Consider the following 15,507-nt stretch of genomic DNA (forward strand, 5'->3'; position numbering starts at 1 on the left):
TTTTCTTTAATTGCTTTACGACTTCTAAATAGTTAGAAATAAAAAACTCCGAAACTATAATTTTCCGGAGTTTTACTTTATTAATCTTCTGAAACGTTTTTCATTTTGAAGTCTTCCATAAATTTAGTGGTGTAATTACCTGCTAAATAATCTGGATGTTCCATAAGTTGTCTATGAAAAGGTATGGTTGTTTTTATACCTTCAATAACAAACTCATCTAAAGCACGTTTCATTTTGCTTATTGCTTCTTCTCTAGTTTGCGCTGTTGTAATTAACTTAGCAATCATAGAGTCATAATTTGGTGGTATAGAGTAACCTGCGTACACATGCGTATCTAACCTTACACCATGTCCACCAGGTGCATGTAATACCGTGATTTTTCCAGGTGATGGCCTAAAATCATTAAACGGATCTTCAGCATTAATTCTACATTCAATTGAGTGTAGTTTTGGCTCATAATGTTTACCTGAAATTGGCACACCTGCAGCCACTAATATTTGCTCACGTATTAAATCAAAATCAATTACTTGTTCTGTAATTGGGTGCTCTACTTGAATACGTGTATTCATTTCCATGAAGTAGAAGTTTCTGTGTTTATCAACTAAAAACTCTACAGTTCCTGCGCCTTCATATTTAATATATTCTGCGGCACGTACAGCGGCTTCACCCATTTTTTGACGTAATTCATCTGTCATAAATGGTGAAGGAACTTCTTCTGTTAATTTTTGATGACGACGTTGTACTGAGCAATCTCTTTCAGACAAGTGACACGCTTTACCTGTAGAATCTCCAACAATTTGAATTTCAATATGTCTTGGTTCTTCAATAAGCTTCTCCATGTACATATCATCATTACCAAAGGCAGCTTTACTTTCTTGTCTTGCAGAATCCCATGCGGCTTTTAAGTTTTCTTTTTTGAAAACACCGCGCATACCTTTACCACCACCTCCGGCAGAGGCTTTAAGCATTACTGGATAACCTACTTCTTCGGCTAATTTTTCACACTCTTCATAGGTTGCTATTACACCTTCACTACCTGGTACACAAGGCACACCAGCAGCTTTCATGGTAGCTTTGGCATTTGCCTTGTCTCCCATTTTATCAATCATTTCAGGTGAAGCTCCAATGAATTTTATGCCGTGTTCGGCACATATTTTTGAAAACTTTGCGTTTTCAGAAAGAAACCCATATCCTGGGTGAATAGCATCTGCATTTGTAATTTCGGCAGCAGCTATAATATTAGACATTTTTAAATAAGACTCGCTACTTGGAGCAGGCCCTATACAAACTGCTTCATCAGCAAACTTAACGTGTAAGCTTTCTTCATCGGCTTTTGAATAAACCGCTACAGTTTTAATGCCCATTTCTTTACAGGTTCTAATAACACGTAATGCTATTTCCCCTCTATTGGCTACTAATATTTTTTTAAACATAACGTAATAATTTTTAAAATCTCAAATTCCAAATTCCAACAAATGGGATTTGCTTTTTGGAATTTTAAAATTGGTTATGATGGATCAACTAAAAATAATGGCTGATCAAACTCCACTGGTGATGAATCATCCACTAAAATTTTAACTATTTTACCTGAAACTTCAGATTCTATTTCATTGAAAAGTTTCATAGCCTCAATAATACAAAGTACATCACCCTCAGCAATTGTTTGGCCTACCTCAACAAATAATGGTTTATCTGGCGATGGTTTTCTATAAAAAGTACCAATAATTGGCGATTTTATTGTAATGTATTTAGATTCTTCATTAGTTGGTGCTGCAGGTGCTGCAGGAGCAGCTGGTTCTGCCGCCACAGGAGGTGCTGCAACGTGTGCAATTTGTGGAACAGGAGCAGCGGCTGGTACTTGGTGTACTATTGTTGCTTCTGAATCTGATCCTGTTTTAATGGTGATTTTTATGTCATCCATTTCTAATTTAACCTCACTTGCACCAGATTTAGCTACAAATTTGATTAAGTTTTGAATCTCTTTAATATCCATAATTTTACTAATTAGTTATTGGTTAGTTTAATTAATTATATGCCCATTTTAAATAAATGGCTCCCCAATTAAATCCGCCACCAAAAGCAGCGAATATTATGTTATCTCCTTTTTTAAGTTGTTTTTCGTAGTCGTTTAATAACAATGGTAAGGTTGCAGATGTTGTGTTACCATATTTTTGAATGTTCATCATAACCTTTTCTGGCTCTAAATTCATTCTTTCGGCTGTAGCATCAATAATACGCTTATTGGCTTGGTGTGCTGCTAACCACGCTACATCATTTTTTGTAAGGCTATTACGCTCTAAAATTTTCATGGTAGCATCTGCCATATTGAATACGGCATTTTTAAATACGGTTCTTCCTTCCTGAAATGCGTATTGCTCACCATTGTCTATGGCCTCATGCGTAAGTGGTTTAACTGAACCACCTGCTGGGGCTTGTAAAAACGCTCTACCGCTTCCGTCACTTCTTAAGTATTCGTCTTGTAAACCTAGGCCTTCGTTATTAGGTTCAAATAATACTGCGCCCGCGCCATCACCAAAAATAATACAGGTTGCTCTGTCTTTGTAGTTTATTATTGAAGACATTTTATCAGCACCAATTAACAATACTTTTTTATATCTTCCGGATTCAATGTAGCTTGTAGCAGTTGACATGCCGTATAAAAAACTAGAGCATGCTGCATCCATATCAAAAGTAAAAGCATTTGTTGCTCCAATTTTGTGTGCAGTGTATGAGGCTGTTGAAGCAGCTTTCATATCTGGAGTTGCTGTTGCAACAATAACCAAGTCTATTTCTTGCGGATTTAATCCTTTTTTATCAATTAAATCTTGAGCAGCCTTAATAGCTAGAAACGACGTGCCTTTACCTTCATCTTTTAGAATTCTACGCTCTTTTATGCCTGTTCGGGTGGTAATCCACTCATCATTGGTATCAACCATTGTTTCAAGAATTTGATTGGTTAATACATAGTCTGGTACATATGCACCCACAGCTGTTATTGCCGCTGAAATTTTACTCATAATTTTATAGTTGAATTGACTAAAAAATCATTAAATTTTAACAAAAACACTCAAAATTTGGTGAAAACTACTAAATTTTAAGCTAAAAACACATAAATATGCTGTTTTTGTAATTAGAAAAAGCAAGTCATAAAAAAAAACGCTCACTAGTGAGCGTTTTATATTATGCGCGCATAAAACTTATGCCGCGTTTTCTTCTGCAGAGTTGTCAATTAATACCTGACCTCTGTAGTATAATTTTCCTTCATGCCAGTGAGCTCTATGGTATAAATGAGCTTCTCCTGTTGTTGGGCAAGTAGCAATCTGTGGCACAGATGCTTTATAATGTGTTCTTCTCTTATCTCTTCTTGTTTTAGAGATTTTTCTCTTAGGATGTGCCATTTTCTATTGTTATTTATCCGTTAATAGTTTTTTTAATGTATTCCATCGAGGGTCAATTTCCTCTTCTTCTTTTTCTTTATTTTCGTTAAGCTTTGGGCTTAATTCTTCTAACTTTTTAAGTATATCAGACCCTAATGTGCCGTCTTTAACACCTGGATGTACTCTTTTAATTGGTACCGCTAATATTATTAGCTCATAAATGTATTGTTGAATACTTATTTCATAAGTGCCGTGTGGTACTATTAAAATGTCTTCATATTCATCATTATATTCATCACCAAATTTAACCACTAAATCAAACTCACTTTCAATGGTTTGGTTGTATGGTTCATTTGTTAAATCGCAATTTACGTTAACAAATCCTTCAGCTTTAAAATGTAATTCAAGTAGTGTTGACTTTTTTTCTAAAGTAACATTTACTTTTACATTAACATCATTAAACTCCTGATACTCAAAATAATCAAAGAACGCTTGAGCTATTTCATACTCAAAATGATGCTTTCCTACTTTTAATCCTACAAATTGGATTACAAATTCTTTCAATGGCTTCATTATCACATCTATTTTGAGCCTGCAAATATATGAAATTTTATATTATGCAACATTACTTATAAACATTTTTTTGTTTATATCTATTTTTGCTGTTTTTTTAAGGCGTTTTGTGTAAGTTGCTCATATTCAATTCTGTTTTTATGAATTTGAATTGCAGCAAACAAAGCTTCTTTAAACGAACTTTCATCGGCTTGTCCTTTTCCTGCTATTTCATAAGCTGTTCCGTGGTCTGGAGAGGTTCTAACCTTAGTTAATCCTGCTGTATAATTTACACCTTGCCCAAATGATAGTGTTTTAAATGGTATTAAACCTTGATCATGGTATGTAGCAATAATTGCATCAAAGTTTTTAAAATTATTTGATCCGAAAAAGCTATCGGCAGCATAAGGGCCAAAAACTAATTTTCCTTTTTCTTTTATTTTTTTAATTGTTGGCCTTAACACTTCGTCATCTTCTTTTCCTATAACACCATTATCACCTGTGTGCGGATTTATGCCTAATACAGCAATTTTTGGTTTCGATATTTTAAAATCTTTTACCAACGAATCGTGTATAGTATTAATTTTTTTTGTGATAAGCGCTTCAGTTATATGATTTACAACGTCTTTAACCGGTACATGATCTGTTAATAAACCTACTCTTAAATCATCGGTTATCATAAACATGAGGCTTTCGCCCTTTAATTCTTGTGCTAAAAAATCTGTATGTCCTGGAAATTTAAATTCTTTTGATTGTATGTTGAATTTATTTATTGGTGCTGTTAGCAAAACATCTACTTCACCATTTTTTAAAGCATTTGTAGCTGCTTTTAGTGATTTTATAGCATAAGTGCCAATTTTAACATCTTCTTTACCAAACTCAATTTTAACGGGTTCGTTCCAACAGTTAAACACATTAACTTTACCGTGTGCTAACTGATTAATGTTATTTATATTGTGAAAATTTATACCAGATTTGAAATGCGATTTAAAAAAATTCATGGTTTTAGCCGATGCAAAAATTACTGGCGTACAAAAATCTAAAATACGATTATCTTCAAAGGTTTTTAATATTATTTCACTACCAATACCATTTAAATCGCCCACCGATATACCAACTACTATTTGTGCGTCTTTCTTCATTAAAATAACAACTTTTATTTATGTTTTCATTTAACTACTATAACGTTTTAAATGAAAAAATTCATGTATTTTTGATGTTGCAAATTTAACCAAATAAACAGATTAAAATATGTTTACCGGAATTATTGAAGATATTGGCACCATAACCAAACTACAAAACGAAAATACAAACCTGCATATTACCGTAAAGAGTAACATAACTCCTGAACTTAAAATAGACCAAAGTGTAGCACATAACGGAGTTTGTTTAACTGTTGTTAGCCTAAATAACAATGAGTATACTGTAACTGCCATAAAGGAAACTTTAGATAAAACAAACCTTTCATACTTAAAAACGGGCGATAAAGTAAATTTAGAACGCGCCATGAAGTTAGGTGACAGACTTGATGGCCATATTGTACAAGGACATGTTGACCAAACTGGTGTTTGCAAAGCTATAACTGAAGAAAATGGTAGTTGGGTATTTACTTTTGAATATGATAGTTCATTAAACAACATTACCATTGAAAAAGGCTCAATTACTGTAAATGGTACAAGTTTAACGGTTGTAAACTCTGCAAACAACAGTTTTAGTGTAGCAATAATACCTTACACATACAACCACACAAACTTTAACACATTTAAAGTTGGTACTGTTATTAATTTAGAATTTGATGTTTTAGGAAAGTATGTTACAAAATTGGTTAATATAAACCAGCTTAAATAACTATTTTTTTAAATTAGGGGCTATTAACTTTTTAGCACCGTAACACAAAGCAAAAATAGCACCTAGTATTACACCACCATCAATAGGAAACCCTGGCGGTGGCGAGGGTGGTGCTGGCGGCGGCGGTGCCGTTTGCGATAGGCATACAAAACTTATTAATACAAATAAGATTGAGGCAAATATTCTTTTATTTTGTATTGTCATTTGTTCACAAATGTAAAAAAAAAAGTGAGCTGATAAAACAATTTAAAGCATTTTTCAATGAAAAAACATCTATTAAAGGTAAAAAAACCCGATTAAGTGTTTGTTTTTGCTAACTTAAAAACTATATAAATTAACGTTTTTTATATAAAAAACATGCTTTTTTAAAGCTACTTACTCACATTGCTTTAATTACAAATATATAATATATATTACAGCTATACTATTTTAATTTGATTATCAGATTATTAAAAAAATGACACTGTTATAATAGTGCGTTTTTTAATATGCTAACTGGGTGTAGCGCCGTTTTTTTTACACCATCAAAAATTTGATGTCGGCAGCTGGTGCCTGACGCAGCAATAACAACATCGGTTTGTAAGTTTCTAAGCTTTGGAAACAGTGTGTCTTCACCAACCTGCATACTAATAGCATAATGCGCTTTTTCATAACCAAAAGATCCTGCCATACCGCAACAACCCGCGTTTATAATTGTAACCTTATAGTTTTTTGGTAAATTAAGCATAGTAAAAATAGATGCGGTACTACTTAATGCCTTTTGGTGACAATGCCCATGAATTTTTATGTTTTTTTGTGCTTGTGTAAACTGCGTTTCAACTATATGCCCTTTTGTTATTTCATTTTTTAAAAACTCTTCAATAGTAAAGGTGTTTTTTGAAATTTCTACTGCTGCTTTTTTATCATCGGCTAATCGCAAATACTCATCTCTAAACGATAAAATAGCCGATGGCTCTATACCAACCAAAGGTGTTTTATTTGAAATTAGGTTTTTAAATACCTCAATGTTTTTATTTGCAACCTGTTTTGCTTCGTCTAAAAATCCTTTAGAAATAAAACTACGTCCGCTTTCTTCATGAATAGTTACATGTACTTTGTAACCTAACTTTACTAAAAGCTGTACGGCATCTTTTCCTGTTTCAACATCATAATAATTAGTAAACTCATCAACAAAAAAATACAAATTTCCCTTTACATTTTCAATATTTAAAATTGACGATTGGTAACTTTTAAACCAGTTTCTAAATGTAGTTTTTGCTAATTTAGGTATGCTACGCTGCGGTGCTATACCTAGAATTTTTTTTGAAACTGATGTATTTAAAACTGCATTGGTAACGTTTGGAAGTTTACTACCAAGCTTATTATATTTTACGTTATTGGCCATTACTTTAGTTCTGAAAGAAGGCGGATTACTCTTGTAATATTGATGTAAAAATTCAGCTTTAAAACTAGCAACATCAACATTACTTGGGCATTCACTTGCACAGGCTTTACAACTTAAACACAAACTGAAAACCTGTTTTAATGCTTCAGAATTAAACTTATTTGTTTTATCTGAATTAGTTAAAAACTCACGTAATGCATTAGCTCTTGCCCGTGTGGTATCTTTTTCATTTTTGGTTGCCCTATAACTTGGGCACATAGTACCGCCAGCAGATACAGGTTTACGGCAATCACCTGAACCATTACACTTTTCGGCAGCTCTTAAAATGCCTTTAGAATCGGAAAAATCGAGTGTGGTTTCAATATTTGGCTCTTCTCTGTCAACTTCATAGCGCAACGCTTCATCCATAGGAAATGCATCAACAATTTTTCCTTTGTTAAATACATTTTCCGGATCAAAAATATGTTTTATTTGTTTCAGTAATTCATAATTTTTATTGCCAACCATTAAAGGCAAAAATTCTGCACGCACAATACCATCGCCATGTTCACCACTAAAAGACCCTTTATATTTTTTTACCAATTGAGCTGTTTTTGTGGTTATTTCTCTAAAAAGCACAACGTCTTCGGCTTTTTTTAAATTCAAAATAGGTCTTAAATGAATTTCGCCAGCACCAGCATGCGCGTAATACACAGCGTTTTGGTTGTAGCTATCCATCATTTGTGTGAATTCAGCAATATAATTTGGCAAATCTTGTAGCCTAACAGCTGTATCTTCAATACATGCTACCGCTTTTTTATCGCCTACAATATTACCCAACAAGCCCAAACCTGCTTTACGTAGCTCAAAGGCTTTATTTATGTCTTGGTTATATAATTTAGGATAAGCATACCCGAAACCACCAGCTTTTAAACTGTTAATAAGCGCATTAACTTGGATTTCTAAATCTGTTTGTGTGGTGGCTCTAACTTCTAACAGTAAAATGGCTTTGGGGTCTGCTTCAATAAAGAAACGGTTTTTAAGTTGCTCGCGGTTGTTTTTGGTGCAGTCTAAAATAGTTTTATCTAACAATTCGCATGCATACAAATTGTGTTTCATGGCAACAACAGTAGCTTCTAAACTCTCTTGTACACTATTAAAATGAGCAGCTACTAACACTTCTTTTGGTGGCGGTAAACGGTCTAGTTTTAAAGTAATAGCGGTGGTAAATGCTAATGTGCCTTCGCTTCCGCAAAGTAATTGCGCTATGTTTATAGTTTCAGTAAGTCCGGTTTGTGTGTTTTCATCTAAAAAAACATCAACTGCATAGCCAGTATTTCTACGATGGATATTTTTATGAGGAAACGCATCATGAATTTGTTGCTGAATGTTTTTATTTGAAAGTGTATTGAAAACCGACTTATAAATATAATTTTCTAAGCTATGACCTTTGCTTTTAGTTTCAATTTCTGAAGTATTAATAGTGTTGAAAATAGCCTTTGAACCATCAGACAAAATAGTGTTTAATTGTAAAACTTTATCTCTGGTAACCCCATATTTTATAGATGTTGAACCTGATGAGTTGTTACCAACCATTCCACCAATCATACAACGATTACTGGTTGATGTATTAGGCGAAAAAAACAAACCATATGGTTTTAAAAACCTATTAAGCTCATCTCTAATTACACCAGGCTGTACGGTAACGGTTTGTTCTTTTTTGTTAAAATTTAAAATTTCTGTAAAATGTTTAGAAACATCAACCACAATACCCTCTCCAACACATTGGCCTGCTAATGATGTGCCTGCTGTACGAGGTATTAAAGTTGTTTTGTGTTGTTTAGCAAATGCTATTAATAAAATAATATCAGCCTCACTTTTAGGGTATGCAACTGCTAAAGGGATTTTTCTGTATACCGAGGCATCTGTAGCATAAATACTTTTATGCAAATCATCAAAAAATAAACTGCCTTGTAAGGCTTTAGAAAGCGCTAAGAGGTTGTTTTTTAAGTTTTTTTGCAGCATATGTGTATTTTAAGCGAAGATACTTTTTTAAATAAAAAAAGCCTCATAAATATGAAATTTACAAGGCTTGATTTTACTGGTGGTCCCACCTGCACCCCATGAATTTTGATTTTATTTTACTCTATTTTATTGTATTTTAGTTTGTTAACCCTTTAAAATAGGGGGTTTTCAGATTAACGGAAATAAGGTGAAATTAAACGAAAATAAAATTATTCGTCCCCTCATTCGTCCCCTGAGATGCTTTTTTCATATATATTTGTTTTATGGCAAAAGCAAAATTCATACTTAAAGAACCGAACTCAAAAGAAGATACTTTAATCTATTTGTTGTATCGTTATCAATATAAAAGGTTCAAATACTCAACAGGTGAAATAATAAATCCTAAGTTCTGGAATGCGACTTCACAAAGAGTAAAATCAACAAAACAATTTCCTGAATATCCTGAATTTAATGCGCGGTTAGATAAATTAGAAAATGGAATTAATAATGCTTTTAGGAAATTGCTTAATGATGGCATTCAGCCAAATAATACAATTCTAAAAAAAGCTTTAGAAAGTGAGCTTGATGATAATATATTAAAACCGAGACAGGTTTCCTTGTTTGAATTTATTGATAGTTATATTGAGGAAAGTAAACTTAATAAGTCAATAGGTACTATTAAAGTTTATAATACAGCTTATAAATACTTAAAAGAGTACAGTAAAAAAAAGCGCCCTGTAGATTTTAGTACAATTACTTTGGAGTTTTATAATCAGTACTTAGGCTTTTTGAAAACTGAACATAATTTATCTTCAAATACTATCGGTAAACACATAAAAACAATTAAGTCTTTTATGAATGAAGCCACAGAGCGTGGAATTAACACGAATATGGAATTTAGGAATAAGCGTTTTAAAACAATACGTGAAGAAGCAGATACGGTTTATTTAAGTGTTGATGAACTTGCGAAAATTGAAAAGATAGATTTATCTTCCAGTCCTAGATTAGATAAGGTTAGAGATTTGTTTTTAATAGGCTGTTATACAGGGTTGCGATTTTCTGACTTCATTCAAATTAGACCCGAGAATATAGTTTCTAATAATACTGTCATTGAAATACGAACACAAAAAACAGGACAAAGAGTTTCAATACCACTTCACAAAACTGTTAGGTCTATTTTAAAAAAGTACAATAATCAATTACCAAAAGCCTACACTAACCAAACAATGAATTCTTACTTAAAAGAAATAGTTAGTTTAGCAGGGATTAAGGAAAAAGTTGAAACCTCAATAACTAAAGGAGGGAAAGTTGAAAAGAAACCTGTATCAAAATATAAGTTGGTTTCTACTCATACTGCTCGACGTAGTTTTGCTACAAATTTATATCTTGCCGAAGTGCCTACAATTTCTATTATGAAAATAACAGGTCATAAAACAGAGCGTTCATTTTTGCAATACATTAGAGTTACTCAAAAAGAAAACGCAGACAAATTATTAACGCACCCATTTTTTAACTAATGAACACACATTCTGAAAACCATTTTATTGAAAAATTTAAAAAAAGATTAGAAACTGTAAAAAACAAGAAGTACTTAATCGAGAATGAAATCAATCAAATACAAGCGTTTACAAGTCAAATTGATAAAGACCCGAATTTTATGGGAGAATTAAATTTTGCTAATGAAACTAATAGTGTGTTTGATTTAATGGAAATGGGAAATCCAGTATTTTTCAATTCAGTCTTCAATCGTTATTTATTAGATGATGAATATGAGGGAATGTTTAAATATGACCCTGAAATGAAAAATGACCCTGCGTTTGCAAATGAAATCGAAGAAGCTGTTTTATTTGCCGAGTACTATAAATGGCTCCAAGAATTAGAAGTCAAACCCACCAAGAAATCTAATTTTTCAAACTTGAACAATGACCAAAAGCTATTAGCACTTCATTTTTTAGGTTTAGATTTAAGAGATTTTACTAAAGAGCATACAGCAAAAGTCCTTGGTCAAATTTTAAATATTGGCTCAGAAAATATCAGAAGGAATCTGTCTATTTTACAAGGTGGCAAAAATAACCTGAGAAGTACCGAAAATTTAGAAAAACTTTTAGAACTATTTGAAAACAAAACATTTGAATCAATTCAAAACAAAATAAACAAGGAAATTAAAAACCTCACGTAAAAATTGTGGTACCACAGAAATAATACCACAGCTCCTTAAAATAGGATGTTTGCACCATATTAATAATTAAATAAAATTAAATATGGAAAACATCCAAATCAACAATTTCAAAATCGCAGATTTAGAACAAGCGATTAAAAATGTATTACATGAAACAGTAGTTAATGCTGTCAAGGAGCAAATCTCTCCAAACAAAAAAATTATATCTCTATTCTCTAGAGAAGAAACTGCTAAAACACTTTGTATCTCCTTACCAACTCTTAACGAGTGGACTAAAACAGGGATTATTCGAGCCTTGCGTATTGGTAATCGTGTGCTATACCGATTGGAAGATATTAACGAGGCGTTAACTGAGGTTAAAACCACTTTAAAGAGAGGGGGTCAATCATGTTAAAAAAGAAAAATGATTACTCCGTTATAGTATTCTTCGAAAATCAAACAAAGCCTAAAAAATGGACTTACGTTCATAAGTTAAACGGTTTTTCAATGTTCTTGGATAAAAAGCATCCTACTTGGAAATATATGAACGTTTACAACCGAAGAGAGGGGAACTTTATGAAACAAATTAAAAAGGGCGATTTCGTACCGCCGTACCTAACTTAATAGTCTTTCTTTTTTTTAACCTTTAAAACTAAAAACCTTCAATAGCACACCTTGTTAGAACCTTTAAAAAAAACCTTTAATAAATAACCTTTTAATGGTTTTAATTAATGTGCAACGATTCAGATTATGATAGTTAAAAATACATATGGTTCAAGCGTAGCATTTACGGTTAAGCCATTCGGCAAAATTCCCGAAAATGAATTTACAGGCTCGGCTTTACAGCGAAAAAAGCAAAAGCCTAAAAAAAGTACTAAGGCAAAAAAAAAGGAAAGTAAAGACAAGGAGCGAAAAGAACGCTTCTTGTCTGTGCGTTCGAAAAGAAAAATTCGAAAAAAGATTACCTGTTTTGCTAGATGTTATAAACGATTGAGTTTTGTCACACTTACCTTTTTAAACAAGGTAAGTGATGATGAAGCCATTAATCTGCTTAGAAAGTTTATCGATAATGCCAAAAAGCGTAGCGACGATTTTCAATATGTTTGGGTTGCAGAACGCCAAACTAAGAATGATATCTTTAAGGGCAATGTTCACTTCCACATGATAACCAATAAATATTGGAAAATTGAAAAATGGTGGAATTATTGGATTGATTTACAATTAAAAAACGGCATAGAACCAAGGAAAAAAGACTATAGACCCTCTTCCGCTTTTGATGTCAAACAATTAAACTCAAACAATATTAGGTCAATAGCTTCTTATGTTACTAAGTACGTAACAAAAAACGATGACGGCTTTAAATGTCAAGTTTGGAACTGCTCAAAACGTGTTTCTGAGCTTTACACCGATTTTTACAGTACAGTTGAATTTACAGACCAATTTAAACGCATGGGAGCTATTCTTAAGGAGTTAAAAAACACAGACAGAAAAAACCCTGTTATCAATGTAAAAATGATTGATTTGAATAGACAGACTTTACCTCTTTACAAAAGATTAGATGATAAAAACAATGCTGTTTTAAAAAATTAGTTAAGTGTTAATTCTGATACATATTCAGCTTCCGGTTCTTTGGCTAAAAATAAATCTAATTCTTTTTGATTATTGAAACCTTGTAACTTTTGTCTGTATTTAGAGGCTATTTTCGGGTTTTCAATTTCAAGTTTTCGATTTTTACTAATTTCCAAATACTCTTGTTCTTGGTCTATTCCTAAAAAACGTCTATTTGATAAATTTGCCGCAATACCTGTTGTGCTACTTCCAGCAAATGGATCTAAAATCCAAGCATTTGGTTTTGTAGATGCTAAAATTAAACGTGTTAAAACTGATAAAGGTTTTTGCGTTGGATGTTTTGTACAACTTTTTTCCCAAGGAGCTATTGCAGGAAGTTTCCAAACATCTTTCATCTGTTTATCCCCGTTAAGTTGTTTCATTAATTCATAGTTGAAATAATGAGGTGTTTTCTCGTTTTTTCTTGCCCAAATTATTTGTTCAGTCGAATGGGTGAAATATCTACAAGAAAAGTTTGGTGGTGGATTTGACTTTTGCCAAGTAACTATATTTAATATTTTAAAATCTAATTCTGTTAAAAGCTGTCCTACACTAAAAATGTTATGCATTGTACCACTAATCCAAATTGTAGCATCTTCTTTCATTTTTTCTCTTACTAATGAAAGCCATTGTCTATTGAATTTGTTTATATGCTCTGTCCCAAGTGATTTATCCCATTTACCCTTGTTTACTGAAACGATTTTACCGCTTTGTATTGACAAACCATTATTTGATAAAAAATATGGTGGATCAGCAAAAACCATATCAAACTTATGATTGATTTTTGGCAGTAATTCCATAGAATCTCCTTTTAATAGACAGAATTTTTTATCAGTTGATTTGTAGTATGGTTTTAACAATGTTTATAATTCTTTTTTGATTTTCTCTATAAAATCAGATAATGTTTTTAAATTATAAACGTGTGGAATATGCGTAAATGCTTCTTGTAATTTGTTTTTTGCAGAAAACCATCCTTGACCGTCAGTTATCCAAACAAACTCAAATTTGTCATATTGATTAATTTTGGGTGCTAAATCTGTGTATGACCTTGCCACTTCGTTAAGTTTTGAACCACCTCCATTATAAAAGTTTGTTTCTATCAAATAGGTGTTTTTTCTAGTTTTAATGACAAAATCAAATCTTTTTACATCTTTACCAAAATGTATAAGTTCTGGAAATGTAGTATGCTTTACTTCTGTTTCAAATGGAACCCCATTTTTATTGAATTTTTTTGAGATAGCCTTTTCCATATTTTTACCACCTCTGTTTTTACGAGCATTAGTATCAAGTCCAACCTCAATTCCAAAAACGTAATCTACTAAGTTTTTTATCTGCTTATTTTTTAGGACGTCTGCAAGACCTGTTTTCATTATAAATTCATAAACTGATTCCGAAGTTTCAAAATAACTGTTTAGTTCTTTTAAGTTTCCGTCATCATCTAAAACTGATCTATTGTCTCTTACTGCAATAATGATGTTTAGAACTGAAAAACAACTATTGTTCTCTTGAAAGAGTTTTTTAACCGCTTCTTTCAAATTTTCTTTACCAATTAGATAGTTTAATTGATTTAACTTTATTGATATTGAATCAACATTTTTTGTGATTTTTTCAAAATCAACAAAAAAATCAAGTGTTGAATTTGTTGTACTTAATTGTGATAAAAATTCATCAAACGATTTGGGCATACTCTCTATTGTTGTTAGTGATTAGTAGTTCTGTTAATTTTCCTCTTTTGCTTGGATTTGCGTTAATACTTCTGCGTGCATTTACTCTGTGAATATTAAAGTCTGAATATAAATCATCAAAAAAATTGTCGTTAGGATTTTTCCCTTTAACATCTGAATTACTTAAAATCCATTTATGATTCAAGTCGTCTAATTGTGTGCAAAAATCTCTTAAACGCACTTGTTCTGAATCATTAAACTCGTCTTTTGCATAAGAATTAAAACTTGAAGTTTCGCTTAATGGTTTGTATGGTGGATCAAAATAGAAAAAGGTGTTATCTGTTGCTAAATTTAATGTTTCTGAATAATCTCCATTTAAAATTACTACTCTTTGAAGTACTTTAGAGACCGCTCTTAAATTTTCTTTATTACAAATTAAAGGTTTTTTATAGCTACCGATTGGAACGTTAAATTCGTTTTTACGGTTTACCCGAAAAAGTCCATTAAAACAGGTTCTGTTTAAGAAAATAAACAAAGCACTTTGTGTTATTTGATTTGAAGTTCTCGAATTGAAAAGTGTTCTTTTTTCATAATAATATTCTTTTTTCTCTGTATCATTATGAGATAAAAGATAAAATTCCGTTTGCCAATTTGAAAGGGTATTTATTAATTTTTCAACATCTTCTTTTATAGAAATATAACAATTTGTTAAGTCTGTGTTTATGTCGTTTATAACTGCATTTTCCATATTAGGAAATTGTTCTAGCATCCAAAATAAAACTGCTCCACTTCCAACAAATGGTTCTATATATGTAAAACTGCTTTCAAATATATTTTTAGGTAATTGATTTTCAATCTGTTCAATTAATTGAGTTTTTCCTCCAGCCCATTTCAAGAATGGTTTTGCAATTACTTTTTTCATTAAAATATTTA

16 protein-coding genes are annotated in these 15,507 nt (G+C 31.9%); 5 read left to right on the top strand and 11 right to left on the bottom strand.

Annotated elements, in window-relative coordinates; genetic code table 11:
- Positions 1-80 precede the first annotated feature (80 nt).
- From accC to pdxA, 6 genes are all read right to left on the bottom strand, one after another.
- Entirely contained in the window at positions 81-1,433 is a 1,353-nt protein-coding gene (accC, locus tag FUA26_RS03720; RefSeq protein ID WP_147131732.1) for an acetyl-CoA carboxylase biotin carboxylase subunit, read from the bottom strand.
- Positions 1,434-1,507: 74 nt separating this feature from the next.
- On the bottom strand, positions 1,508-1,993 hold the full coding sequence (gene accB / locus FUA26_RS03725) for an acetyl-CoA carboxylase biotin carboxyl carrier protein (RefSeq protein WP_147131735.1): 486 nt from the start codon (positions 1,991-1,993) through the stop codon (positions 1,508-1,510).
- 31 nt (positions 1,994-2,024) lie between these two features.
- Entirely contained in the window at positions 2,025-3,017 is a 993-nt protein-coding gene (locus FUA26_RS03730; protein WP_147131738.1) for a beta-ketoacyl-ACP synthase III, read from the bottom strand.
- 180 nt (positions 3,018-3,197) lie between these two features.
- On the bottom strand, positions 3,198-3,398 hold the full coding sequence (rpmF, locus tag FUA26_RS03735) for a 50S ribosomal protein L32 (RefSeq protein WP_147131740.1): 201 nt from the start codon (positions 3,396-3,398) through the stop codon (positions 3,198-3,200).
- Positions 3,399-3,407: 9 nt separating this feature from the next.
- Positions 3,408-3,950 (bottom strand): YceD family protein, encoded by a 543-nt coding sequence (locus FUA26_RS03740; protein WP_147131743.1) that lies wholly within the window; start codon positions 3,948-3,950, stop codon positions 3,408-3,410.
- An 80-nt stretch (positions 3,951-4,030) separates the two neighbouring features.
- A complete protein-coding gene (gene pdxA, locus FUA26_RS03745; protein ID WP_147131746.1) occupies positions 4,031-5,071 on the bottom strand; it encodes a 4-hydroxythreonine-4-phosphate dehydrogenase PdxA in 1,041 nt (346 codons plus the stop codon).
- A gap of 109 nt (positions 5,072-5,180) precedes the next feature.
- Between pdxA and FUA26_RS03750 the strand changes: the two genes are divergently transcribed.
- Complete coding sequence (locus tag FUA26_RS03750; protein WP_147131748.1) at positions 5,181-5,777, top strand: riboflavin synthase; 597 nt, start codon at positions 5,181-5,183, stop codon at positions 5,775-5,777.
- Here FUA26_RS03750 and FUA26_RS03755 read toward each other — a convergent pair whose 3' ends face one another.
- Complete coding sequence (locus tag FUA26_RS03755; protein WP_147131751.1) at positions 5,778-5,981, bottom strand: hypothetical protein; 204 nt, start codon at positions 5,979-5,981, stop codon at positions 5,778-5,780.
- A 262-nt stretch (positions 5,982-6,243) separates the two neighbouring features.
- Entirely contained in the window at positions 6,244-9,165 is a 2,922-nt protein-coding gene (locus FUA26_RS03760) for an FAD-binding and (Fe-S)-binding domain-containing protein (protein ID WP_147131752.1), read from the bottom strand.
- Between the two features lie 263 nt (positions 9,166-9,428).
- On the opposite strand from FUA26_RS03760, the gene FUA26_RS03765 reads away from it, so the two are divergent.
- The 4 genes from FUA26_RS03765 to FUA26_RS03780 all read left to right on the top strand — a co-directional run bounded on the left by FUA26_RS03765 (position 9,429) and on the right by FUA26_RS03780 (position 12,892).
- On the top strand, positions 9,429-10,661 hold the full coding sequence (locus FUA26_RS03765) for a site-specific integrase (RefSeq protein ID WP_147131755.1): 1,233 nt from the start codon (positions 9,429-9,431) through the stop codon (positions 10,659-10,661).
- Entirely contained in the window at positions 10,661-11,323 is a 663-nt protein-coding gene (locus tag FUA26_RS03770) for a hypothetical protein (protein WP_147131758.1), read from the top strand. Before FUA26_RS03765 ends, FUA26_RS03770 begins: the two co-directional genes overlap by 1 nt.
- 82 nt (positions 11,324-11,405) lie before the next feature.
- Positions 11,406-11,717 carry a helix-turn-helix domain-containing protein gene (locus FUA26_RS03775; RefSeq protein ID WP_147131760.1) on the top strand — a complete coding sequence of 104 codons (312 nt, stop codon included), beginning with the start codon at positions 11,406-11,408 and terminating at the stop codon, positions 11,715-11,717.
- 335 nt (positions 11,718-12,052) lie between these two features.
- Positions 12,053-12,892, top strand: coding sequence for a rolling circle replication-associated protein (locus FUA26_RS03780; protein WP_147131762.1), 840 nt, complete (start codon positions 12,053-12,055; stop codon positions 12,890-12,892).
- On the opposite strand, the gene FUA26_RS03785 is transcribed toward FUA26_RS03780, so the two are convergent.
- Genes FUA26_RS03785 through FUA26_RS03795 form a run of 3 tightly spaced genes read right to left on the bottom strand, consistent with a single transcriptional unit; the run spans position 12,889 to position 15,496 of the window.
- Positions 12,889-13,770 carry a DNA-methyltransferase gene (locus tag FUA26_RS03785; protein ID WP_147131765.1) on the bottom strand — a complete coding sequence of 294 codons (882 nt, stop codon included), beginning with the start codon at positions 13,768-13,770 and terminating at the stop codon, positions 12,889-12,891. The genes FUA26_RS03780 and FUA26_RS03785 overlap by 4 nt on opposite strands.
- 3 nt (positions 13,771-13,773) lie before the next feature.
- Positions 13,774-14,595, bottom strand: coding sequence for a type II restriction endonuclease (locus tag FUA26_RS03790; protein WP_147131768.1), 822 nt, complete (start codon positions 14,593-14,595; stop codon positions 13,774-13,776).
- Positions 14,579-15,496: a DNA adenine methylase gene (locus tag FUA26_RS03795; RefSeq protein WP_147131771.1), complete on the bottom strand. Its 918-nt coding sequence runs from the start codon at positions 15,494-15,496 to the stop codon at positions 14,579-14,581. The genes FUA26_RS03790 and FUA26_RS03795 overlap by 17 nt, the downstream gene beginning before the upstream one ends.
- Positions 15,497-15,507: the final 11 nt, after the last annotated feature.

This window comes from Seonamhaeicola algicola, assembly GCF_007997385.1.
Taxonomy (GTDB): Bacteria; Bacteroidota; Bacteroidia; order Flavobacteriales; family Flavobacteriaceae; genus Seonamhaeicola; species Seonamhaeicola algicola.

What these genes read in the sequence shown, in the direction of transcription:
- pdxA (WP_147131746.1), bottom strand. Translation starts at nt 5,071, where the DNA reads ATGAAGAAAGACGCACAAATAGTAGTTGGTATATCGGTGGGCGATTTA.
- FUA26_RS03765 (WP_147131755.1), top strand. Translation starts at nt 9,429, where the DNA reads ATGGCAAAAGCAAAATTCATACTTAAAGAACCGAACTCAAAAGAAGAT.
- FUA26_RS03780 (WP_147131762.1), top strand. Translation starts at nt 12,053, where the DNA reads ATGATAGTTAAAAATACATATGGTTCAAGCGTAGCATTTACGGTTAAG.
- accC (WP_147131732.1), bottom strand. Translation starts at nt 1,433, where the DNA reads ATGTTTAAAAAAATATTAGTAGCCAATAGAGGGGAAATAGCATTACGT.
- FUA26_RS03730 (WP_147131738.1), bottom strand. Translation starts at nt 3,017, where the DNA reads ATGAGTAAAATTTCAGCGGCAATAACAGCTGTGGGTGCATATGTACCA.
- FUA26_RS03790 (WP_147131768.1), bottom strand. Translation starts at nt 14,595, where the DNA reads ATGCCCAAATCGTTTGATGAATTTTTATCACAATTAAGTACAACAAAT.
- FUA26_RS03795 (WP_147131771.1), bottom strand. Translation starts at nt 15,496, where the DNA reads ATGAAAAAAGTAATTGCAAAACCATTCTTGAAATGGGCTGGAGGAAAA.
- FUA26_RS03740 (WP_147131743.1), bottom strand. Translation starts at nt 3,950, where the DNA reads ATGAAGCCATTGAAAGAATTTGTAATCCAATTTGTAGGATTAAAAGTA.
- FUA26_RS03750 (WP_147131748.1), top strand. Translation starts at nt 5,181, where the DNA reads ATGTTTACCGGAATTATTGAAGATATTGGCACCATAACCAAACTACAA.
- FUA26_RS03755 (WP_147131751.1), bottom strand. Translation starts at nt 5,981, where the DNA reads ATGACAATACAAAATAAAAGAATATTTGCCTCAATCTTATTTGTATTA.
- accB (WP_147131735.1), bottom strand. Translation starts at nt 1,993, where the DNA reads ATGGATATTAAAGAGATTCAAAACTTAATCAAATTTGTAGCTAAATCT.
- FUA26_RS03770 (WP_147131758.1), top strand. Translation starts at nt 10,661, where the DNA reads ATGAACACACATTCTGAAAACCATTTTATTGAAAAATTTAAAAAAAGA.
- rpmF (WP_147131740.1), bottom strand. Translation starts at nt 3,398, where the DNA reads ATGGCACATCCTAAGAGAAAAATCTCTAAAACAAGAAGAGATAAGAGA.
- FUA26_RS03775 (WP_147131760.1), top strand. Translation starts at nt 11,406, where the DNA reads ATGGAAAACATCCAAATCAACAATTTCAAAATCGCAGATTTAGAACAA.
- FUA26_RS03760 (WP_147131752.1), bottom strand. Translation starts at nt 9,165, where the DNA reads ATGCTGCAAAAAAACTTAAAAAACAACCTCTTAGCGCTTTCTAAAGCC.